The sequence below is a fragment of the Lysobacter sp. 2RAF19 genome (assembly GCF_052115395.1).
Classification (GTDB): domain Bacteria; phylum Pseudomonadota; class Gammaproteobacteria; order Xanthomonadales; family Xanthomonadaceae; genus Noviluteimonas.
This window is the reverse complement of the sequence record NZ_JBFRGO010000001.1, coordinates 1227489-1249181: the sequence shown is the minus strand read 5'-3', so window position 1 is coordinate 1249181 and position 21693 is coordinate 1227489. Positions and strand designations below refer to the sequence as shown.

The window sequence follows — 21693 nt, the reverse complement described above, 5'->3', positions numbered from 1 at the left end:
GCGCCCTTCGCACGGGGCGCGGTACTGTAGGGCTGTCGCAGGATTCGAACCCTTGAGCAAGCTCACCCCCCTCACATTGCCCGCTTTGCTGGCGCTGCCGCCGGCCGATGCCATCCCGCAACCCCTGCGCGACGCGATGCTGCAGGTGGACGGCGATCCGTTCGCACAAGCGCCCGATCCGCCGGCGGTGCTCGCCGATACGCTCGCTTCGCTCGCCAAACTCGGCGCCGACGGCGACGTCACGGCCGCCGCGGTGTTGCGCGCGTTGCCGGCGGTGGAAGCGCAGTTGCGCCCGCGCCTGGACAAGGACCATCCGCAGATCGTCGCGCTGCTCGAAGGCCAGCGCGCCGCCGTGCAGGTGTGGGCGCTGCACGCCGAACAACGCGGCCACGGCAACAGCGAAGGCCTGCGCCGGCTGTTGCTGGCGATCGTGCGCGACCTGCGCGTGGTGCTGGTGCTGCTCTCGCGCCACCTCGCACGCCTGCGCCTGGCCGCCAACGCGCCGCCGGACCAACAACGCGCGCTCGCGCAACTCACGCGCGACATCCACGCGCCGCTCGCCAACCGCCTGGGCATCTGGCAGTTGAAGTGGGAGCTGGAAGACCTCGCGTTCCGGTACCTGGAGCCGCAGACCTACCAGCAGATCGCGCGCCTGCTCGACGACAAGCGCAGCGGCCGCGAGCGTTACATCGAAACGGTCAAGGACACGCTGCGCGAAGCGCTCGATGCATCGGGCATCCGCGGCGAAGTCGCCGGCCGCCCGAAGCACATCTACAGCATCTGGCGAAAGATGCAGAAGAAGAACGCGCCCATCGGCGAGCTCTACGACCTGCGCGCATTGCGCGTGCTCGTCGACGACGTGCCCGCCTGCTACGCCGTGCTCGGCGTCGTGCATGCGCTGTGGCTGCCGGTGCCGGACGAGTTCGACGATTACATCGCGCGCCCCAAGCGCAACGACTATCGCTCGCTGCACACCGCGGTGATCGGGCCGGAAGGCAAGACGCTCGAAGTGCAGATCCGCACGCACCAGATGCATGCGCAGGCCGAGCTCGGCGTCGCCGCGCACTGGAAGTACAAGGAAGGCCGCGCGACCAGCAAGGGCGCCGACGCCGCGATGGAAAAGCGCATCGCGTGGATGCGGCAGTTGCTGGAAGGCACGCCGGGCGAAGAGGCCAACCTGCTGCGCGAGCTCGACAGCGAGCTGGTCGAGGATCGTGTCTACGTGCTCACGCCGCGCGGCGAAGTCATCGACTTGCCGCAGGGCGCGACCCCGATCGATTTCGCTTACCGCCTGCACACCGACGTCGGCCATCGCACGCGCGGAGCGAAGGTCGACGGCCGCATCGTGCCGCTCGACCACGTGTTGCACAGCGGCGATCGCGTCGAGATCCTCACCGGCAAGGTCGCCGAGCCGCGGCGCGACTGGCTCGTGCAATCCAACGGTTTCCTCGCGAGCCCACGTTCGCGCGAGAAGGTGCGCAGCTGGTTCCACAAGCTCGATCGCGCGCGCAACCTGCTCGCCGGGCGCGAACTGCTCGACAAGGAACTCAAGCGTCTGGGCCTGGCCAAAGCCGACCTGACGCCGGTGTTGTCGCGCTTCAATGTCTCGAACGAGGACGAGCTCGTCGTGCTCGTCGCATTGGGCGACGTCGGCCCGCACCAGGTCGGTCGCGCGTTGCTCGAACACGAGCGTGCGCTCGCCGAACCCGAATCCGTCCCATCGCCCGTCGTCTCGCGCGCACCGGCGAAGAAGGGCCGGTCGGACTTCACCATCGCCGGTGTCGGCAACCTGCTCGCGCAACCGGCGCGCTGCTGCCAGCCGCTGCCAGGCGAACCCATCGTCGGTTACCTCACGCGCGGCAAGGGCATTTCGGTGCATCGCGCCGGTTGCGCGACCTACGAACGTCTCGCCGCGGCACAACCGCAACGCGCGATCCCTGTCGAATGGGGCGGCGTGGGTGGCGGGCACGATGTCGATGTCGTGCTGCTCGCGCTGGATCGCAAGTGGCTGCTGAAGGACCTGACCAACCTGATCGCGCAGGAGAACGCGCACGTCGCGTCGATTTCCGGCGATCCCGAACGCGGCACGGGCCGCGTGCGCATCAACCTGCGGCTGCGCGTTTCCGATTTCGGTCAACTGTCCTCGCTGCTCGGCAAGCTGTCGTCCGTGCCCGGCGTGGAAGACGCGCGGCGTGCGACCTGACATGCCCCGCGTGCCGCTCCGTCGCGATCCGCTCCGCCTGCGCCTGTTCGACTGGATGCGGCGTTGGCCGCCCGCGTTGCGCCGGCGCGTGGAGATCGGCGCGGTCGCCGTGCTCGGGCTGGTGGTGTTGATCGTCGCGTTCCGGCAACCGATGTCCGACAAGGTCTATCCCGAGGCGCAATACCAGCAGACGCTCGATGCGGCAGCGCGCGCCTTGCAGGCCGGCAAACTCACCGCACCCGACGGCACCGGCGCGCGCGAGTTGTACGCCGCCGCGCTCGCGATGGATTCCGATCGCGACGAAGCGCGCGCGGGCCTGCAGCGCGTCGGCGAAGTCGCGTTGGCCAAGGCCGACAAGGCCACCGACGCGCGGCGCTTCCAGGAAGCGCACCTGGCCTTGCGGCTCGCGCGCGAACTCGCGGTCCCCGACGCGCAGGTCGTTCGCATCGAAGACCGCCTGCGCCAGCAGGAAGTGGACCTGGTCGCCATCGATACGTTGCTCGCCGACGCGGACAAGGCGCGGCAGGCCGGTCATCTCGACGGCGACCCGAAGGCCGCGCTGCCGCTGTACAAGGAAGTGCTGACGCTGCAGCCGGCGAACAACACCGCACTGGAAGGGCGCGAAGACGCCTTGTCGCAACTGTTGCAGCAGGCGCAGGCGCACTTGTCGCGCGGCGAGTTCGACCAGGCGGCGACGTTGGTGGCGCGCGTGCGGGAATTCGACCCGGGCCATGTCGGCTTGCCCGATGCGCAGGCCGCGCTGACGCAAGCGCGCGATGCACAGCGCGCGCGCGGCGACATCGCCTTGCGCGGCAAGCAACTCGACGCCGCGACAGACGCCTATCGCGCGGCGCTCGCGCTGGATCCCAACGATGCGCAGGCCCGCGACAATCTCGCGCGCCTCGCGCAGGCCTGGGCCAAGCGCAGCCAGCGCGCCGCGTCGGATTTCGATTTCGACGAAGCCCAGCGCGCGCTGGACCTGGCGCGCGTGATCGATCCGAAATCGCCGGCGATCGCCGAAGCCGAACGCCATCTGGCGCAATCGCGCGCCCGCGGCGAACGATTGCCGCTGCGCGCGTCGACGCCGGGCCGCATCGCCGAAGTGCGTCGCCTGCTCGCCGGCGCCGCCGAATCCGAGGCGCGCGGCGACCTGCTCACGCCGCCGGGCGACAGCGCCTACGACCAGATCCGTCGCGCACGCGCGCTCGCGCCGGACGATCCGGCGGTGAAAGCCGCGCAGGCGCGTCTCCTGCCCGCGGCGCGCACCTGTTTCGACGATGCCTTGCGCGCCAATCGCCTCGTTCGTGCCGAAGGTTGCCTGGACGCGCGCGACCAGCTCGGCGACGACCGCGCGAGCGTGTTGCAGGACCACAACCGCCTTGCGATGCGTTGGATCGCGGTGGGCCAGGAACGCCTTGGCGCAGGGGAAATCACGACTGCGCAACGCGCGTTGATGTCCGCGCGTGCGTTGGATCCGAATGCCGAAGGAATCGACGCCTTCGCCGAGCGCCTGCGCCTGGCGTCGCGCCGTTAAGGCTTGTTGAGCAGCACCCGCCGCACGACCGCGCGCCCCGCGTCGAGCGAAAAGTGTCGCTCGACATTCACCAGCGCGTTGTCGCGCAGGTGCGTCCACAAGGCTTCGTCTTCGTACAGGCGGACGATCGCATCGGCGAAGGCCTGCGCTTCATCGGCGACCAGCACGTCTTCGCCCGCGCACAGATGCATGCCTTCCACCGCGCACGAGGTGGCGACCACCGGTTGCCCGTGCGCCATGCTCAGGTTGACCTTGCCCTTCACGCCGGCGCCGAAACGCAGCGGCGCGATCGCGATGCGCGCGCCGCGCATGAAGGGATCGATGTCGGGCACGTGGCCGTGCACGATCACACCGTCGACCTTGCCGAGCGCGCGGATCGCGTCCGGCGCGTGGCTGCCGATGCAGTGGAAGCGCACCTGCGGTAGGCGCGCGCGCACCGCGGGGAAGATCGCTTCGACGAACCAGCGCACCGCATCGACATTCGGCGGATGGCGGAAACCGCCGACGAATACGAGGTCCTGGCGCTGCGCGAAGGGTTGGCCGAGGCCTGCGACCTGGTGCAGGTTCGACAGGATGTCGACTTGCGCGCCCGGTGCGTCGATGGCGAGCAGTTTGCGCTCGACCTCGCTCACCACCAGCGTGGCGTCGCTGCGCGCGATCACGTCCAGTTCCAGCGCGCGCGTGCGCAGCGCCATGCGGCGTTGGGCGGCGTCGTTCGCCAGTTCCGCGCCGCGCGCTTCGCGCAGGTAATGCAGGTCGACCGTATCGAAGACCACGCGCGCCTGCGGCGCATGGCGGCGCACGAGCGGCAGGAATTCGGCGGCGACGTAATGGCGGCTGAGCACGATCGTGTCCAAACGCGGCCCATGTTCGCGGAACCAGGCCGGCGCGCGCGGCGCGAACGGCGCATGCCAACATTCCACGCCCAGTTGCTGCAGCGCGTGCGTGGCGGCACCGTCGTTCGCGCGATTGGCCGGGAGGAAGACGACATGCGCGCCTTCTTCGCGCAGCAAGCGCATCAGGTTCACCAGCCGCAGCGACCCCGAGTCGTGGTCCGGATGCGGCGTCAGCGCATCGACGATGAGCACCTGCGGCGTGCGCGCATGCAGCACGGCGGGGGTGGGGATCGTGCCGGGTGCGGCGTGCGCGGCGAGCGCATCGCGCCAGCGCGCTTCGAACTTGGCCTGGTTGCGCACCTGCGCCGCCTTGGGGCCGACATTGACATCGGTGCCCGCGGTGCCGCCTTCGTCGTGCACGACCACCGCGTCGGGCTGGTAGAGCACGCGCAAACCGCGCGCACGCACGGCGAAGGCCAGGTCGGTGTCTTCGTAATACGCCGGCGCGTAGGCGTGCGCGAAGCCACCGAGTTCGGCGAACAGCATGCGCGGCAACGCGATCGCCGCGCCGCTGGCGTAATCGCAATCGCGCACGTAGGCGTAACGGCAATCTTCGGGAGACGCACGGCGGCCGTAATTCCAGGCGCTGCCGTCGGAAAACACGACGCCGCCGGCTTCCTGCAGGCGCCCATCGGGATAGCGCAGTTGCGCGCCGACCAGGCCGACGTCCGCGTGTTCGTCGAAGGTGCGCAGCAAGGCATCCAGCCAGCCGGGCTGCGGGATCGTGTCGTTGTTGAGGAAGACCACGTAATCGCCGCGCGCGAGCGAGGCACCGTCGTTGCAGGCCGCGATGAACCCGCCGTTCTCGGCGCGCCGGTGATAGCGCAGGCCTTCGACGTGGGGCAGGGCGTCGGGCGTTTCGTCGGTCGAACCATCGTCGACGACGATCACCTCGGCGTGCCCGGCCGGCGGATGCGCCGCCAATGCGCGCAGGCACGCGAGGGTGCGCGCGAACTGGCCGTACACGGGGATCACGATGCTCGCGCGCGGCGCGGGGCCTGCGACCTGCAGCGTGTCGGGCAAGGCGAAGGGGGCGAAGGGCGTGGCCTGCGGCCGATACAGCTGCGTTCGATCCACGGACGGCGCACGCGCGAACCGCAACCGCGCCTGCGCCAGCGTCGCCGACCAACCGCGCGTGCGCAGGCTCGCCAGCCCGCGCGTGGCCAGCCCGAGCGCCCGTCGCAGGAAGAAGCGCGCATCGGCCGGGGTCATCGACATGCCAGCACAACTCCGGCTGAAGAAAAGGGGTGGGGCCACGGGGCGCGAACTGGCGTGGACAAGGCCCTGCGCTAGACTCGCGGCTCCATTGTCGCATCGCCCCGGCCCTTGGCCAGCGGGCTTTCCCTGAAGACCCAATGCCCAAATCCCCGCGGATCGAATACGACGAAGACGACGACGGCCGCGACGGACACGGCCCGGCGCCGGTGCCGGGCTGGCGCCGCAGGCTGCTGACCTGGGGGTTGGCCGCGGTCGGGCTGGGGCTGGGTTTCCTGATTCCGTACACGATCTACCTCAACCACCAGGTCGGCGAACGCTTCGGCCAGTTGCGTTGGCAGTTGCCCACGCGCGTGTACGCGCGCCCGCTGGTGTTGCACACCGGCACGGCGATGGATGCGCAGACGCTGAAGACCGAACTGGAAGCGGCCGGCTATCGCGACGATGGCGCGGGCGTGCGCCCCGGCACCTATTCGCACGACGGCGGGCGCTGGCGCATCGCCAGCCGCGGCTTCTTCGATGTCGACGGCCAGGTCGCGCCGCGGCAAGTGGACATCGTGCTGTCGGGTTCGCGCGTGGCCAGCGTGCGCGACCACGCGCGCAAGCAGGCGATCAAGGCCGCGCGCCTGGATCCGGCGCGCATCGCCACGCTCTATGGCCAGCAGCAGGAAGAGCGCCGCATCGTGCGCATCGAGGAAGTGCCCGAACTGCTCGTCACCGGCCTGCAGGCGGTCGAGGACCGCGACTTCAACCGCCACCACGGCATCGATCTGTCCGGCATCGCGCGCGCGATGTGGGTCAACCTGCGCTCGGGCGAAGCCCGCCAGGGCGCGAGCACGCTCACCCAGCAGCTCGCGCGCAGCGGCCTGCTCGGCATCGGCAAGGAACAGACCTTCAGCCGCAAGTTCAACGAAATCCTCTATGCGCTGCTGATCGAAGCGCGCTACGACAAGAAGACGATCCTCGAGGCCTACTTCAACCAGGTCTACCTGGGCCAGCAGGGCTCGCAGGCGATCCACGGCGTGGCCGCGGCGTCGGAGTTCTGGTTCGGCCGCGACCTGCGCGATCTGTCGACCGAACAGATCGCGTTGATGATCGGCATGGTGCGCGGCCCGTCGCTCTACGATCCGCGCCGCAATCCCGAACGCGCGACCGAGCGCCGCAATTTCGCGCTGGGCAAGATGCGCGAATCCGGGCTGATCAACGACGAGGAATACGCGCGCGCCAAAGCCGCGCCGCTCGGCGTGACCAAGACGCCGGTGAACATCGCCAATCGCTTCCCGGCTTACGTCGACCTCATTCGTCGCCAGCTCGCGCGCGACTATCCGGCCGATGCGCTGCAGGGCGCGGGCCTGACCGTGCTCAGCGCGATGTCGCCCTCGGCGCAGGCGTATGCCGAAGGCGCCGTGACGCGCACGCTGAAGGCCGTCGAAAACAAGAAGCGCCCGCCCTTGCAGGCCGGCCTGGTGGTGACCGACGTCCACAACGGCGATGTCGTCGCCGTCGTGGGCAGCCGCAGTTTCCAGGAGCAGGGCTTCAATCGCGCGGTGGAAGCGCAGCGCCCGGTGGGTTCGCTGCTCAAGCCCTTCGTGTATCTGCTCGCGCTTGCGCAGCCGAACAAATTCTCGCTCGCCAGTTTCGTCGACGATGCCCCGGTGGCGGTCACCCTCGGTCGCGGCAAGCGCTGGACGCCGGGCAATTCCGACGGCCGCAGCCACGGCCTGGTGCGGATGATCGATGCGCTCGGCATGTCCTACAACCAGGCGACGGTCCGCGTGGGCATGCAGGTCGATCCGCGCCGCCTGGCCGCGCTGATCAAGGCGCTGGCGGGCATCGAAGCCGATCCGAATCCGGCGCTGATCCTCGGTGCGGTCGACCAGAGCCCGTACGCGATGGCGCAGCTGTATCAATTCCTCGCTTCGGGCGGCGAAATCCAGCCGCTGCATGCCGTGCGCGGCGTGCTCGATGCGAACGGCAAGGCGCTCACGCGTTACGACATCGCACCGGCGCCCGCGCAGGAAGGCGATGCGATCGCCGCGCGCCTGATCGGAACGGCGCTGCAACACGCCGTCACCTCGGGCACGGGGCGTCCGCTGGTGAGCGACGGCCTCGGGCGTTTGCAGGCCGCGGGCAAGACCGGCACCTCCAACGACAGCCGCGACAGTTGGTTCGCCGGTTACACGGGCGACCATCTGGCGGTGATCTGGGTCGGCAACGATCAGAACCAACCGACGGGCCTGTACGGCGCGACCGGCGGCATGCGCGTGTGGTCCGGCATCTTCTCGCGGCTGCCGAGCCGGCCGCTGGAGATCGGCGACAAGGGCCTGGATTGGCAGTGGGTCGTCGGCGGCAACGCGACCAACGCCGAATGCCCGGGCGCGCGCCGCTTCGCGTTCGTCGCCGGGTTCCAGCCTCCGTTCGAACCGTGCAGCGTGCAGGCGCAGAGCGCCGACGAATCCAGTGGCTGGCGCGACTGGTTCGGCTTCGGCAAGGACGAACAATCGCAGCAGCAACCGCCGCCGCAGCCGCAAGCGCAGCCCGCGCCGCAGGACGGGCAATGAAAGTGCGTTTCGCATTCGTCGTGGCGTGCGTGGTCGGCCTGAGCGCCTGCGCCTCGGCGCCGCCGCCGGCGGCCGACAGCATCGCGCCCGCCTACGATCCGGTCGCGCTCGTCGCGCAGATCCGCGCGGCCGCGGGCCCGGAGGATGCGAAGGACGAACTCGCCATCCGCCCGCTGCGCGACCCGATGGTCGAAGGCCTGCGCAACGAGGCCGCGCGCGCCGAGCGTGAAGGCCGCCCCGCCGACGCGGTGAAATCACTCGACGAGGCGATCGAGCAGGTCGGCGACGACCCGGCGATCCTGCAGGAACGCGCCGAAGCCGCGGTGTTGAACCGCGATCTGGACGGCGCCGAACGTTTCGCGCGCCAGGCCATCGAGGTCGGCGCCAGGGTCGGCCCCTTGTGCCGGCGCCATTGGGAAACCGTGCGCGTGGTGCGCCTGGAGCATGGCGATTCGGCCGCCGTCGCCGATGCGCAACGTGAACGCGACGCGTGCAGGGTGACCGCGCCACCGCGGTATTGATGCGGCCGTAAGATAGGCACGATGTCCGACCTGTCCGCCGCCGCGCGCGACGCGCTCGCCGAAGGCGGCGCGCTCGCCGACGCCATTCCCGCCTTCGTCCCGCGCGCGTCGCAGCAGCGGCTTTCGGCTGCGGTGGCCGATGCCTTCGATGCGCGTGGCACGCTGCTCGCCGAAGCCGGCACGGGCACCGGCAAGACCTACGCGTATCTCGTGCCGGCCCTGTTGTCGGGCCTGAAGACCATCATCTCGACCGGCACGCGCGCGCTGCAGGACCAGTTGTTCCTGCGCGACCTGCCCCGCGTGCGCGATGCGCTCGGCACGCCGATCAAGACCGCGCTGCTCAAGGGCCGCGCGAATTACCTGTGCAAGCATCGCCTCGAACGTGCGAAGGGCGAGCCGCGCTTCGCCAACCGCGAGCAGATCGCGCAGTTCCAGCGCATCGTGTCGTGGAGCGGCCGCACGCGCATGGGCGACATGGCCGAACTCGATGCGCTGCCCGAGGATTCGCCGCTGCTGCCGATGGTGACGAGCACCGCCGAGAATTGCCTCGGCAGCGAATGCCCGTTCTGGTCGGATTGTTTCGTGGTGCAGGCGCGCGCGCGTGCACAGGCCGCGGACATCGTGGTGGTGAACCATCACCTGTTGCTCGCCGATCTCGCGCTCAAGCAGGAGGGCTTCGGCGAAATCCTGCCGGGTGCGCAGGCCTTCGTGGTCGACGAAGCGCACCAGTTGCCGGACCTGGCCGCGCAGTTTTTCGGCGAAGGGATCGGTGCGCGGCCGCTGGTCGAACTGGCGCGCGATGCGATCGGCGAATGCAAGGATGTCAGCGCGTCGATCGCCACCGTGCAAGGGCCGGCGCAGCAACTCGAACAGGCCACGCGCGTGCTGCGCGCGGCGATGGAAGTCTTGCCCACGCGCGGTACGCGTGGACGCGCGTTGCAGGACGCACCCGTGCGCGAGGCATGCGCGCAGTTGATGGACAGCCTGCACCATTTCGTGGAGGCCTTGTCGGGGCTGCGCGAGGCATCGCCCGGTTTCGAGGCGGCCCACGCGCGCGCGCAGGATTTCGCGGGACGTTTGAAGCGTTGGGTCGAGTCGCCGGATGCCGATGATTTCGCGCAGGCGGGCGACCCGGACGCAGGCGACGTGTTGTGGTTCGAACTCTCGCCGCGCGGCTTCCGCCTGCAGCGCACACCGCTGGATGTCTCGGGCCCGCTGCGCGATCACCGCTTGCGTTCGCATGCCGCCTGGGTGTTCACGTCCGCGACCCTGTCCGTCGCTGGTGGTTTCGATCACCTGCGCACGCGCCTGGGCCTCGACGATCCGCAAACGCTCCTCGAACCCAGTCCCTTCGACTGGAATGCGCAGGCGCTGTGTTACCTGCCGCCGCGCATGCCAGAACCGATGTCGCGCGATTACGGCGCGGCGGTCATCGATGCATTGACGCCCGTGCTCGAAGCCTCGAAGGGACGCGCGTTCGTCCTGTTTGCCTCGCACCGCGCATTGCGCGAAGCGGCCGCCGCGTTGCGCGAGGGCCCATGGCCCTTGTTCGTGCAGGGCGAAGCACCGCGCCACGTGTTGTTGCAGCGCTTCCGCGAATCGGGCAACGGCGTGCTGCTCGGCGCGGCGAGTTTCCGCGAAGGCGTCGACGTCGCCGGCGATGCGCTGAGTGTCGTGGTCATCGACAAGCTGCCCTTCGCCGCGCCCGACGATCCGGTGTTCGAAGCGCGCCTGGACGCCATCCGCCGCAGCGGCGGCAACCCCTTCCGCGACGAACAACTCCCGCAGGCCGTGATCGCGCTGAAGCAGGGCGTGGGCCGCCTCATCCGCAGCGAAACCGACCGCGGCGTGCTGGTGCTGTGCGATCCGCGCCTGATCGGCAAGAGTTATGGCCGTGTGTTCTTCGACTCCCTGCCGCCGTTCGCGCGCACGCGCGAGGTGGCCGACGTGGCCGCGTTCTTTGCGGCAGAATCCCTCCCACCCATCCTCGAGGAGCGCTCCCATGGCTGATCGTCCCCGCGTCCACGGCATCGGCGGGATCTTCTTCAAGGCGCAGGACCCCAAGGCGCTCACCGCCTGGTATTCGAAACACCTCGGTGTTGGTTCGGAGGAATGGGGCGGCCATATCTTCAAGTGGAAGCGCGACGACGGCTCGCCGGCCTACAGCGTGTGGACGCCGTTCAAGGCGACCACCGACCACTTCAAGCCCAGCGACAAGCCCTACATGATCAACATGCGCGTCGACGATCTCGACGGCGTGCTGGCCGCGTTGAAGGAAGAAGGCTGCCAGGTACTCGACGAGCGTTACTCGGACAGCGAGTACGGCAAGTTCGGTTACGTCGTCGATCCCGAAGGCGGCCTCATCGAATTGTGGCAACAACCGCCGGAAGAACCCGAGGCGTGAAACTGCTCGCATTCGAAACCGCGACCGAAGCGTGTTCGGTGGCCGTGTGGGTCGATGGCGAAGTGTGCGAACGCTTCGAACTCGCGCCGCGCCGGCACGCCGAACTCGCGTTGCCGTGGGCCGACGAAATGCTCGCGCAGGCCGGCATCGCGCGGACCGCGCTCGATGCCATCGCCGTCGGGCGCGGGCCGGGTGCTTTCACCGGCGTCCGATTGGCCATCGCCCTGGCGCAGGGCGTCGCGCTCGCGTTGGATCGGCCGGTCGTGCCGGTGTCCACGCTGGCCGCGCTCGCCTTGCAGGCGCGCGCGCCGCATGTGCTCGCCGCGATCGATGCGCGCATGGGCGAGGTGTACGCGGCCGCATTTCGTTGCGAAGGCGACAACGCGTTCGCGCTGGATGTCGAGCGCGTGCTGGCGCCCGATGCGGTGGTGCTGCCCGATGACTCGAACGATTGGGTCGGCGTCGGGACCGGCTTCGACGCGCTCGATGGCCACTTGCGCAATACGCGCGCGCATCGCTTCGCGCGCATCGACGCGACGGCCTTGCCGCGCGCATCCGACGTCGCGCGCCTCGCCGCGCAGGCATTCAAGCGTGGCGAAGGCGTGGCGCCGGAGCGCGCGGAGCCCGCGTATTTGCGCGACAACGTCGCGCTGACGCTGGTGGAACAGGAAGCGAACCGCGCAAAGCGGCGCTGAGGTTTTGCACGAAAGTACAATGGCGGATCGGCCGCCACCGGGCTGAAATGCGCCTTGCGATCGCGAATTGCGATCGGAAGCAAGGCGATGGACGCAGGTTCGAATTCTCCGGCGCTCGGCAGGGTACACGAACGCGTGGCCGTGACCTGGGGCGATTGTTCGCCGACGCACGCGCTGCAGGACACGGTGGAAGGCTTGCGTCGCTCCGGCTCGGCGTTTTCGTCGGGAATCGGGCGTGCACGGCGTTGCGCTCGCAATGTCCCGCACTGCCGGAGCGGGGCGTTGATCGCGTCCCGCATGTTGGCGGGGCCTTTCGAGGCGCTTCTCGCCAATCGCGTGCGACATCCGTTCCCGGTATCAGCGCGCGATGCTGGGCGCGTAGCCGGGGTCCTGCGCAAACTCAGCGGTCGATCAACTCACCGCCCGGCATGAATTGCCAGGTGCGCGTGACGTGCAACACGTCGACGTCTTCCGGCGTCTTGGGCAAGGGCGCGAAGGGTTCGCTGAGTTTGACGATGCGCATCGCGGCCTCGTCGAGCATCGGCACGTGGCTGGATTCGACGATCAACATCTTCTCGACCGTGCCATCGCGGCGGATCGCCACGCTGATGACGAGCAGGCCACCGATGCGGCGGCGGCGCGCTTCATCCGGATAGTTGAGATTGCCCACGCGCTGCACGCGGTCGACCCAATTGCGCATGTACGCGGCATACGCGTATTCCTTCGTGCTCGCCGAAACGAACTTGCGCTTCGGGCGCTTGGCGTAGGCCTCGCTGCGCAACTGGATCTCGGCGGCGCGGCGTGCCATCTCCATGTCGCGCTCGACCTTCGCGCGGCCTTCGGGGTAGGGCGCTTCGACGGGCGGCGGGGTGTCGAGAGGTTGCGTGGTGTGCGTGTCGCTGCGCATCGCGGTGATCACGCGCGCTTCGGGTGGCGGTTGCGGTGCCGGCGATTGGCGGCGCAAGGGTTGCGTGGCCACGCCCGGCGTTGGCCTGTCGGCGATGCCGATCTGCGCTTCGCCGGGGCGCGAGGCCCTGTCGTGTTCGCCGCCGCCGGCGTTGTTGGCCTGCGCGAGGAAGTCGGCCTGCTTGGCCGTCAGCGGGCTCTGGACCTGCGTGAGGATGACATCGAGCGTGGGCAGCACCGGCGCCGCATCGTCGAGCGCGAAGCCCACGCCCAGCACGAGGATCCCGTGCAGGATCAGCGAGAACACCGCCGTCGCGCCGAGACGTGCGTTGTCGCCGATCTGCGGCGGCGGGGGCGGGGCGGCGACGGCGGACATCGGGTCGGGCGGTCTTCGGCTCTGGCGTCAGCGTTTGGCGAAGGCCACCGCGGCGCGGCGCTCGATCGCGTCGAACAGCGTACCGGCGATGTTGATCCCGAACTGTGCGTCGAGTTCGCGGATGCACGTCGGGCTGGTGACGTTCACTTCGGTCAGCCAATCGCCGATGACATCCAGGCCGACGAAGACCATCCCGCGGCGGCGCATCTCCGGGCCGACCTGGGCAGCGATCCAGCGGTCGCGTTCGCTCAGCGGGCGGCCTTCGCCGCGGCCGCCGGCGGCGAGGTTGCCGCGGAATTCGTCGCCCTGGGGAATGCGCGCCAGGCAATAGTCGATCGGCTCGCCGTCGACCAGGAGGATGCGCTTGTCGCCCTGCGCGATCTCCGGCAGGTACTTCTGCGCGACGGCCTGGTGGCGTCCGTTGGCGGTGATGGTTTCCAGGATCACGTTGACGTTCGGCTCGCCGGCGGCGACGCGGAAGATCGATCGGCCGCCCATGCCGTCGAGCGGCTTGACCACGGCCTGGCCCACTTCGGCGACGAAGGCCTTCAGCGCCGTGGCATCGCGCGAGACCAGCGAAGGCGGGCAGCACTGCGGGAATTCGAGCGACCCCAGCTTTTCGTTGAGGTCGCGCAGGCCCTGCGGATCGTTGACGACCAGCGCGCCGGCGCCCTGCGCCAGGCCCAGGACCTGGGTGTCGTTGAGGTAGTCGGTATCGACCGGTGGGTCGGTGCGCATCAGCACCACGTGCCCCGAACCCAGCTCAAAGTGTGACGTAGTTCCCAGTTTGTAGTGGTCGCCGTAGGTGTCGCGCACTTCGAGCGGGGCCGCGGTGGCCCCCGCGCGCCCGTCGCGGACCCAGAGCCCGCCAGGCAGCACGTACCACAGGCGATGCCCGCGGCGTTGCGCCTCGAGCAGCATCGCGAACGTGGAATCCTTGGCGATCTTGATCGACCCGATGGGGTCCATCACCACGACGACGTCGAACATGTGGGCCTTGGCGACAGCGGCAATGGCGCCGGATGTTAGCAGGCGCGCATCCCGCGCCCCCGCCGGCATGCGTGTGAATGCGTTGCCTTGCGAATCAAGCTGAATTTCCGCTTGACGGCGATTCAATGGTCTGGGATATAGAGTGACCGCAGCGGCGCCGGGAAATGGGGGAGCGACGTGCGATTCGAAGGGGATCCCGTGATGCAGGAAGACGCGACGACCAACCTCAGTGGCTTGAGGGTGATGGTCATCGACGACTCGAAGACGATTCGACGCACCGCCGAAACGCTGTTGAAGCGCGAGGGTGCGGAGGTCGTCACCGCGACCGATGGTTTCGAGGCGCTCGCCAAGATCGCCGACAACCAGCCACAGATCATCTTCGTGGACATCATGATGCCCCGCCTCGACGGGTATCAGACCTGCGCGTTGATCAAGAACAACCAGATGTTCAAGTCGACACCCGTGATCATGCTGTCTTCCAAGGACGGCCTGTTCGACAAAGCACGGGGTCGCATCGTCGGTTCCGAGCAGTACCTGACCAAGCCTTTCACTCGGGAAGAACTGCTCGACGCCATTCGCAAGCACGTCACAGCCTGAACCGGGGGGTAGGGCAGCAACATGGCAAGAATCCTTCTTATCGAGGACTCGCCGACCGATACGGCGGTCCTCACGCAGCTGCTTGAACGCAACGGCCACCAGGTCCTTGCGTCGGCGAGTGCCGAAGACGGCATCGCCGTCTGCAAGCGCGAGCTGCCCGACCTCGTCCTGATGGACGTGATCCTGCCCGGCATGAACGGGTTCCAGGCGACGCGCGCGCTGTCGAAAGACGCCGCGACGAGCGCCATCCCCGTGCTGATCGTCAGCACGAAGGGAATGGAGACCGACAAGGCATGGGGACTTCGGCAAGGAGCCAAGGACTACATCGTGAAGCCGCCGAATGAGCCCAGCCTCATCGCGCGGATCAACGAACTTCTGGGTGCGTAAGGACATGGCCGTGATGACCGCTCCGACCCCACTGCGCCTTTCGCCGTACGAGGTCATCGCGGACTACGAGCGCCGCAGCCTCTCGCACGTCGCGGGCCTGCCCGAACAGCTCGAAGCGCCCGGCCTGTGGCGCGGCGTGGGCTATCGCATCGGCAAGCATCGCCTGGCCTCCGGCTTCGACGAGGTGGTGGAAATCCTGCCGCTCCCGCCGGTGACGCCGGTGCCCGGCGCGCAGCCGTGGATGCTCGGCGTGGCCAACATCCGCGGCAACCTGCTGCCCATCGTCGACCTCAAGCAGTTCCTCGAAGGCGAACGCACCGTGCTGCACGAAGGCCAGCGCGTGCTGATCGTGCGCCAGGCCGGCGGCGACGTCGCGGTGACCATCGACGAGCTGTACGGCCAGCGTTCCTTCGTCGACGAACAGCAGATCGCCACCGACGGGCTGGCAGAAGGCCGCTACTCGCATTTCATCGACCGGGCCTACCGCCTGGGCGAACACCCGTGGGGCGTCTTCAGCCTGTCGCTGCTGGCCCGCACTCCCGAATTCCGACAAGCCGCGGCCTGAGCCGCATCAGCAAGACATATAGAGGTTCGACATGAGCACGATGATGGAAAAGGGCCGCAGCATCGGCACGACGGCGTGGATCGGCTTGCTGGTCCTCTCGCTGGTCCTGCTCGCCGGCAACACGGGCGTCGCGACCTACCGCAGCAGCAAGCTGTCGGGCGCCAACGCCAACGCCGCGAGCCTGCAGGTGCTCTCGCAGCAGATGGCGGTCCAGGGCCGTGAAGCGGTCTCGGGCAAGCCCGAAGCCTTCGCGTCGTTCAAGACGACCAAGTCGGAAATCGAATCGAACGTGGCCCGCCTGCGCGAAGGCTACGGCGACCAGGCCGGCGTCTCCGGTCCGATCGAAAAGGTCGCCGCCACGTGGGCGCCGCTGGGTCGCAGCGCCGACCAGGTGATCGGCGCCGAAAAGACGGTCGTCGAATTCGCCGGCCACGCCGACAAGTTCACCGCCAAGGTCCCGCAGCTCCAGGCGCAGCTCGACGAAGTCGTGCGCGCGATGTCGGCCGGCGGCGCACCCTCCTCGCAGGTCTACATCGCCCTGCGCCAGGTGGTGCTCGCATCGACCATGGCCCAGCGCGTGACGCAGATCCGCGCCGGTGGCGCGACCGCCTCGCTCGCCGGCGACGCGCTCAAGCGCGATACCGACGTGTTCGAAAACGTCCTCAAGGGCCTGCGCGACGGTGGTTCGGCCAACGTGCAGAAGCTGTCCAACGGCGCGGCGATCAGCGCGCTGGGCCAGGCCAACGTCCTGTGGACGGAAATGAAGAAGGACCTCGACGCGATCCTCGCCGGTTCGGGCAACCTCTTCGCCGCGCAGTCGGCCGCCGCCTCGATCACGACCGGTTCGGACGCCCTGCTCGACGACAGCAAGAGCCTGTTCGACGCGCTGACCGCCTTCGGTTCGATCAAGAGCACCAACCCGGTCGGCCACCCGCTGGTCACGCTCGGCGCGGGTATCGCGCTGGTCGTCGCGCTCGGCGGCCTGTTGTTCTCCTTGTGGCGCCAGCAGCAGAAGCGCTTCGAAACCACCAAGGAACTCAACGACCGCAACCAGGAGGCGATCATGCGCCTCCTCGACGAAATGGGCTCGCTCGCAGAAGGCGACCTGACGGTGAAGGCGACGGTCACCGAAGACATGACCGGCGCGATCGCCGACTCGATCAACTTCGCCGTCGAACAGCTCCGCAGCCTCGTGGCCACGATCAACGACACGTCGGTGCAGGTCGCTTCCAGCGCACAGGAAACGCAGGCCACCGCCATGCACCTGGCCGAAGCCGCCGAACACCAGGCGCAGGAGATCAACTCGGCCTCCGACAAGATCACCGAAATCGCGGCCTCGATTAACCAGGTGTCGCGCAACTCGGCCGAATCGGCGGACGTGGCGCAGCGCTCGGTGCAGATCGCGACCAAGGGCGCCGGCGTCGTGCGCCAGACGATCGCGGGCATGGACTCGATCCGCGACCAGATCCAGGAAACCTCCAAGCGCATCAAGCGCCTCGGCGAAAGCTCGCAGGAAATCGGCTCGATCGTTGAACTGATCAACGACATCTCGGAGCAGACGAACATCCTCGCGCTGAACGCCGCGATCCAGGCGGCCTCGGCGGGTGAAGCGGGCCGCGGCTTCGCGGTCGTCGCGGACGAAGTGCAGCGACTCGCCGAACGCGCGTCCAACGCGACGAAGCGAATCGAAACGCTGGTCCAGACGATTCAGTCCGACACCAACGAAGCGGTGAGTTCGATGGAACAGACGACCTCCGAAGTGGTCGCCGGTGCACGCCTGGCGGAAGACGCGGGTACGGCGCTGGGCGAGATCGAAAAGGTGTCGTCCGACTTGTCGAACCTCATTCAGGGCATTTCGACCGCAGCGCAACAGCAGTCCGGCGCCGCGGCGAACATCACCGCCACGATGAACACCATCCAGCAGATCACCTCGCAGACCTCGCAGGGCGCGAGCCAGACGGCCGAATCGATCGGCAACCTGGCCCAGCTCGCTGCCGACCTGCGTCGTTCGGTCGCGGACTTCAAGCTGCCTGCCTAACAACGCGGCAGCAGCTGCAAGGGATCAAAAGGCATGACCGCGTTGCGCGACGCCATCGACACCACCACGCTCGGCTGGATCAAGCCGGAGATCGACGAGACCCTGCGCCAGGCGCGCAGGGACATCGAGGCCTTCGCCGAAGATCCCTCCGACACCAACTACATGCGCTTCTGCGCGAGCTTCCTGCACCAGGTGCACGGGACGCTGCGGATGGTGGAGCTGTACGCCCCGGCGATGGTCGCCGAGGAAATGGAGCGCCTCGCGCTCGCCCTGGTCGTGCCGCAAGGCGCGGCCGGTGCGGTGGCCGATCGCGATGAAGCCTGCGCTGCGCTGATGCGCGGTGTCGTGCTTCTGCCCGATTACCTCGAGCGCCTGCAGGGTGGCCACAAGGACATCCCGATCGTCCTGTTGCCGCTGCTCAACGAGCTGCGCGCCGCGCGCGGCGAAACGGGCCTGAGCGAAAGCGTGTTGTTCGCGCCCAACCTCGACCGCCCGCTGCCCGAACACCTGCCCGCGCCGATGGCGCTGCCGCGCCAGAGCCGCCAGCTCATGGCGGGCCAGCAGTTGTCCGCGCTGCGCGAAGCCCTCGCACAGTGGCCCGAAGACGGTGCGCCGACCAACATCGGCGGCATCGCGAAGGCCATCGACGGCCTGCTCGAAAGCGCCGACCACGAAGCCACGCGCCGCATGCTGTGGGTGGCCTCGTCGGTCGCCACCGCGCTGCGCGACGGTGCGTTGCCCGCCACCAAGGCGCTGCGCCAGGCCTTCGCCGGCGTCGAACGCGAAGCGCGCCACATCTTCGAAGGCGATGGTTTCAACGCGCCGCGCGGTGAACCCACCGCCGAACCGACGCGCCAGTTGCTCTACCACGTCGCCCACAACGAACAGGCGCACAACGCACTCGATGCCTTGCGCGACACCTTCGACCTGGCCGCGCAACTGCCGACCGAATCCGAACTCGCGCACGCACGCGGCAGCCTGAGCGGTCGCAATCGCGCGCTGCTGGACACCGTCGCGGCGGCGATCAAGGAAGACCTGCTGCGCGTCAAGGACGCGCTCGACCTGCATCTGCGCACCAAGCAGACCGGCGTCGCCGACCTGCAGCCGCAGGTGGAAGCGCTCAGCCGCGTCGCCGACACGCTCGGCATGATGGGCCTGGGCGTCGCGCGCAACGTCGTGCTGCAACAGCGCGATGCCATGCACGAAATCGTCGCGGGCAACCGTTCCGCCGACGAAGGCGCGCTGCTCGACATCGCCGGCGCGCTGCTTTACGTGGACGCCTCGCTCGACGACCAGGTCGCACGCCTGGGTCGCGCCGACAGCGAAGACTCGGACACCATCGGTTCCGAATCGCGCAAGGTGCTCGACATCCTGATCCGCGAGGCGATCGCCAACTTCGCCGACGCGCGCCAGGCCTTCGTCGCCTTCGTCGAAACCAGCTGGGACCATTCGCAGCTGACCGACGTGCCGCGCCTGCTGGATGAAGTCGGCGGCGCGCTGCGCATCCTCGAAGTGCCGCAGCCGGCCGAATATCTCGTCGGCGTCGCGCGCTACACGCAGAACGAATTGCTCGCGCGCAGGCGCGTGCCGAACGGCCAGCAGCTGGACACGCTCGCCGATGCGCTCGCCTCGATCGAGTACTACCTCGAAGCGATGCGCGACAACCGCCCGAACCGCGAGGGCATTCTCGACATCGCGCGCCAGAGCCTGGAAACGCTGCACTACTGGCCGCTGCCGGCAGTGGAAGCGGCGAAGGCTGCCGAATCCGAAGCGACGTTCGACATCGGCACCGACGTCGAAGCCGAATCCACGCAGATCGTCTCCACGCCGACGCAGCCCGTCGCCGCCGAGCCGGTTGCGTTCGTTTCCGAACCCACGCCGCCGGTCGCCACGCCGATCGCGCCACCCGCACCGGTCGCCACCGGCGCCGCGGGCGGGTTCGAAGCGACCAGCGACGACATCGACGACGAGATCCGCGAAGTGTTCCTCGAGGAATTCGAGGAAGAGATCGGCCATCTGGAATCAATGCTGCCCGCATGGCGCGCGGCACCGGAAGACAACGACAAGTTGCGTCCGATCCGCCGCGTCTTCCACACGCTCAAGGGGTCGGGCCGCCTGGTCGGCGCGAAGACGCTGGGCGAGTTCAGCTGGAAGATCGAGAACATGCTCAACCGCGTGCTCGACGGCACGCGCCCGCCGAGCGAGGCGGTCATCGCACTCGTCGACCAGGCCTATTACACGCTGCCGCACCTGCACGCCGCGCTGCGCGGCGAAGCGCCGCTGACGGCGGACCTGGCGGGCATCGAAGCCATCGCCGATCGCGTCGCCGCGGGCGAAGAGGTGACGTATGTCGCCGCCGCCGCGCCGGTGGTCGAAGTGGCCGCGCCGATCGCCGAAGCCACGGTCGAGAAGATCGTCGAAGTCGCCGAACAACCGGCGCTCGTCGCCGACGCCATCGTCGCCGACGAAGAACCGACCATCGCCGCGAAGGTCGACCCGGTGCTGCTCGAGATCCTCGGCACCGAAGTGGGCGGGCATCTGGTCACCATCGATGCGTGGCTCGCGCAGGCGCAGTCGCATCCGATCGCCGCCAACGATGCGTTGCTGCGCGCGATGCACACGATGAACGGCGCGTTCGCGATGACCGAAGTGCCGGCCATCACCAACCTGACGGGCCCGGCCGAAACCTACATCAAGCGCATGCTCGCCGCGCACGCGTTGCCGACGGTGCAGGGCGTGGCCGCGCTGGCCGCGACCGCCGAGGCGATTCGCCGCACGGTCGATGCGCTGCAGTCCGACACGCCGCGCGTGCCGGTGTTCGAAACGCTCGCGCGCCAGGTCGCCGAACTCCGCGACTCGCTGCCCGAAGCGAAGATGCCGCTGCTGCCGACCGAACCGGTCGAAATGGAAGCGGCCGAACTCACCGGTGGCATGGATCTGTCGGAGTTCACGGACCTCGCAGCGCAGGCGCCGGTCGATACCGGCCTGGAGTTGCAGGACGAAGCCGCGCAGCCGGAAAGCGAAGGCGTGGCGACGACCGATGCGATGGTCGTGTCCGAAGACCTCTCCGCCTTCCTCGACCTCGCGCAGGAGATCCCGGTCGACGCCGGCATCGTCGGCGGCGAAGCCGAAGACGACATCGAAGAGATCGTGCTCGAAGACATCGTGCTCGATGGCGAGGTCCAGACGCCGACGCACGATCAAATGCGCGCCGACCTGGCGTTCGACGAAGCGTCGATCGAATCGATCACGATGGAAGCGTCGGACCTGTCGCTCGAAGCGCCCGCGATGGAATCGGGCGAAGCCTTCGACGCGGCCGCCGTGGATGCGCAGGCCGCGCTGGAAGCCTCGTTGCTCGATGCCGAGCGCCTCGAATCCGAGCGCATGGAAGCCGAACAGCGCCTCCACGCGCTGGAAACCGCCGAGCGCCTGGAAGCCGAGCGTGTCGCCTTCGAACGCGAAGAAGCCGAGCGCATCGAAGCCGAACGCGTCGAAGCCGAACGCCTCGAAGCCGAACGCCTCGAAGCCGAACGCATCGAAGCCGAACGCATCGAAGCCGAGCGCATCGAAGCCGAACGCCTCGAAGGCGAGCGCCTCGAAGCCGAGCGCCTCGAAGCCGAACGCCTCGAAGCCGAACGCGTCGAAGCCGAACGCCTCGAAGCCGAACGCGTCGCCGCCGAAGAAGAAGCCGAATACGCGCGCATCGAAGCCGAAGAGGCCGCGCTGCGCCAGGCGCGTGAACGTGCCGAGGCCGAAGCCGCGCAGCCGATCGCACCGGTTGAAGAACCCGTCGAAGAACCCGTCG

The 21693-nt window shown here is 68.6% G+C and carries 15 protein-coding genes and 1 pseudogene; 12 read left to right on the top strand and 4 right to left on the bottom strand.

Annotated elements, in window-relative coordinates:
* The first annotated feature begins 52 nt into the window (after positions 1 to 52).
* Together AB4059_RS06120 and AB4059_RS06115 are read left to right on the top strand one after the other, a co-directional pair.
* Positions 53 to 2203, top strand: coding sequence for a RelA/SpoT family protein (locus AB4059_RS06120; protein WP_498977508.1), 2151 nt, complete (start codon positions 53 to 55; stop codon positions 2201 to 2203).
* A gap of 1 nt (position 2204) precedes the next feature.
* Entirely contained in the window at positions 2205 to 3737 is a 1533-nt protein-coding gene (locus AB4059_RS06115; protein WP_498977506.1) for a tetratricopeptide repeat protein, read from the top strand.
* On the opposite strand, the gene AB4059_RS06110 is transcribed toward AB4059_RS06115, so the two are convergent.
* Positions 3734 to 5851, bottom strand: a complete 2118-nt coding sequence (locus tag AB4059_RS06110) for a glycosyltransferase (RefSeq protein WP_498977504.1) — start codon at positions 5849 to 5851, stop codon at positions 3734 to 3736. The two genes, AB4059_RS06115 and AB4059_RS06110, sit on opposite strands and share 4 nt — an antisense overlap.
* Positions 5852 to 5988: 137 nt before the next feature.
* On the opposite strand from AB4059_RS06110, the gene mrcB reads away from it, so the two are divergent.
* The 5 genes from mrcB to tsaB are packed head-to-tail and all read left to right on the top strand — an operon-like array spanning position 5989 to position 12029.
* A complete protein-coding gene (gene mrcB, locus AB4059_RS06105) occupies positions 5989 to 8409 on the top strand; it encodes a penicillin-binding protein 1B (protein ID WP_498977502.1) in 2421 nt (806 codons plus the stop codon).
* Positions 8406 to 8930: a tetratricopeptide repeat protein gene (locus AB4059_RS06100; protein WP_498977500.1), complete on the top strand. Its 525-nt coding sequence runs from the start codon at positions 8406 to 8408 to the stop codon at positions 8928 to 8930. Before mrcB ends, AB4059_RS06100 begins: the two co-directional genes overlap by 4 nt.
* 21 nt (positions 8931 to 8951) lie before the next feature.
* Positions 8952 to 10940, top strand: coding sequence for a DNA repair helicase YoaA (yoaA, locus tag AB4059_RS06095; RefSeq protein ID WP_498977498.1), 1989 nt, complete (start codon positions 8952 to 8954; stop codon positions 10938 to 10940).
* Positions 10933 to 11334, top strand: a complete 402-nt coding sequence (locus AB4059_RS06090) for a VOC family protein (protein ID WP_498977496.1) — start codon at positions 10933 to 10935, stop codon at positions 11332 to 11334. Before yoaA ends, AB4059_RS06090 begins: the two co-directional genes overlap by 8 nt.
* Positions 11331 to 12029 (top strand): tRNA (adenosine(37)-N6)-threonylcarbamoyltransferase complex dimerization subunit type 1 TsaB, encoded by a 699-nt coding sequence (gene tsaB / locus AB4059_RS06085; RefSeq protein ID WP_498977494.1) that lies wholly within the window; start codon positions 11331 to 11333, stop codon positions 12027 to 12029. Before AB4059_RS06090 ends, tsaB begins: the two co-directional genes overlap by 4 nt.
* 400 nt (positions 12030 to 12429) lie before the next feature.
* On the opposite strand, the gene AB4059_RS06080 is transcribed toward tsaB, so the two are convergent.
* Both AB4059_RS06080 and gshB read right to left on the bottom strand, forming a co-directional pair.
* Positions 12430 to 13311 carry an energy transducer TonB gene (locus AB4059_RS06080; RefSeq protein WP_498977492.1) on the bottom strand — a complete coding sequence of 294 codons (882 nt, stop codon included), beginning with the start codon at positions 13309 to 13311 and terminating at the stop codon, positions 12430 to 12432.
* Positions 13312 to 13338: 27 nt separating this feature from the next.
* Positions 13339 to 14301 carry a glutathione synthase gene (gene gshB / locus AB4059_RS06075; protein WP_498977490.1) on the bottom strand — a complete coding sequence of 321 codons (963 nt, stop codon included), beginning with the start codon at positions 14299 to 14301 and terminating at the stop codon, positions 13339 to 13341.
* Between the two features lie 201 nt (positions 14302 to 14502).
* On the opposite strand from gshB, the gene pilG reads away from it, so the two are divergent.
* The 5 genes and pseudogenes from pilG to AB4059_RS06050 form a co-directional block, all read left to right on the top strand.
* Positions 14503 to 14898 carry a twitching motility response regulator PilG gene (gene pilG, locus AB4059_RS06070; protein ID WP_036169627.1) on the top strand — a complete coding sequence of 132 codons (396 nt, stop codon included), beginning with the start codon at positions 14503 to 14505 and terminating at the stop codon, positions 14896 to 14898.
* A 21-nt stretch (positions 14899 to 14919) separates the two neighbouring features.
* Positions 14920 to 15285, top strand: a complete 366-nt coding sequence (locus AB4059_RS06065; protein WP_498960797.1) for a response regulator — start codon at positions 14920 to 14922, stop codon at positions 15283 to 15285.
* A 13-nt stretch (positions 15286 to 15298) separates the two neighbouring features.
* Positions 15299 to 15850, top strand: a complete 552-nt coding sequence (locus AB4059_RS06060; RefSeq protein WP_498977488.1) for a chemotaxis protein CheW — start codon at positions 15299 to 15301, stop codon at positions 15848 to 15850.
* Positions 15851 to 15881: 31 nt separating this feature from the next.
* Positions 15882 to 17888: a methyl-accepting chemotaxis protein gene (locus AB4059_RS06055; protein WP_498977486.1), complete on the top strand. Its 2007-nt coding sequence runs from the start codon at positions 15882 to 15884 to the stop codon at positions 17886 to 17888.
* Positions 17889 to 17921: 33 nt separating this feature from the next.
* Positions 17922 to 20063, top strand: a pseudogene (locus AB4059_RS06050) (FimL-related protein); the annotation flags it as partial.
* A gap of 1072 nt (positions 20064 to 21135) precedes the next feature.
* On the opposite strand, the gene AB4059_RS06045 reads toward AB4059_RS06050, so the two are convergent.
* Entirely contained in the window at positions 21136 to 21663 is a 528-nt protein-coding gene (locus AB4059_RS06045) for a pentapeptide repeat-containing protein (RefSeq protein WP_498977868.1), read from the bottom strand.
* Between the last annotated feature and the right edge of the window lie 30 nt (positions 21664 to 21693).

Excerpts from the sequence above, each read along its gene's own strand:
- yoaA (WP_498977498.1), top strand. The coding sequence starts at position 8,952 with ATGTCCGACCTGTCCGCCGCCGCGCGCGACGCGCTCGCCGAAGGCGGC.
- mrcB (WP_498977502.1), top strand. The coding sequence starts at position 5,989 with ATGCCCAAATCCCCGCGGATCGAATACGACGAAGACGACGACGGCCGC.
- AB4059_RS06065 (WP_498960797.1), top strand. The coding sequence starts at position 14,920 with ATGGCAAGAATCCTTCTTATCGAGGACTCGCCGACCGATACGGCGGTC.
- AB4059_RS06080 (WP_498977492.1), bottom strand. The coding sequence starts at position 13,311 with ATGTCCGCCGTCGCCGCCCCGCCCCCGCCGCCGCAGATCGGCGACAAC.
- AB4059_RS06060 (WP_498977488.1), top strand. The coding sequence starts at position 15,299 with ATGACCGCTCCGACCCCACTGCGCCTTTCGCCGTACGAGGTCATCGCG.
- AB4059_RS06115 (WP_498977506.1), top strand. The coding sequence starts at position 2,205 with ATGCCCCGCGTGCCGCTCCGTCGCGATCCGCTCCGCCTGCGCCTGTTC.
- pilG (WP_036169627.1), top strand. The coding sequence starts at position 14,503 with ATGCAGGAAGACGCGACGACCAACCTCAGTGGCTTGAGGGTGATGGTC.
- gshB (WP_498977490.1), bottom strand. The coding sequence starts at position 14,301 with ATGTTCGACGTCGTCGTGGTGATGGACCCCATCGGGTCGATCAAGATC.
- AB4059_RS06055 (WP_498977486.1), top strand. The coding sequence starts at position 15,882 with ATGAGCACGATGATGGAAAAGGGCCGCAGCATCGGCACGACGGCGTGG.
- AB4059_RS06100 (WP_498977500.1), top strand. The coding sequence starts at position 8,406 with ATGAAAGTGCGTTTCGCATTCGTCGTGGCGTGCGTGGTCGGCCTGAGC.
- AB4059_RS06110 (WP_498977504.1), bottom strand. The coding sequence starts at position 5,851 with ATGTCGATGACCCCGGCCGATGCGCGCTTCTTCCTGCGACGGGCGCTC.
- AB4059_RS06090 (WP_498977496.1), top strand. The coding sequence starts at position 10,933 with ATGGCTGATCGTCCCCGCGTCCACGGCATCGGCGGGATCTTCTTCAAG.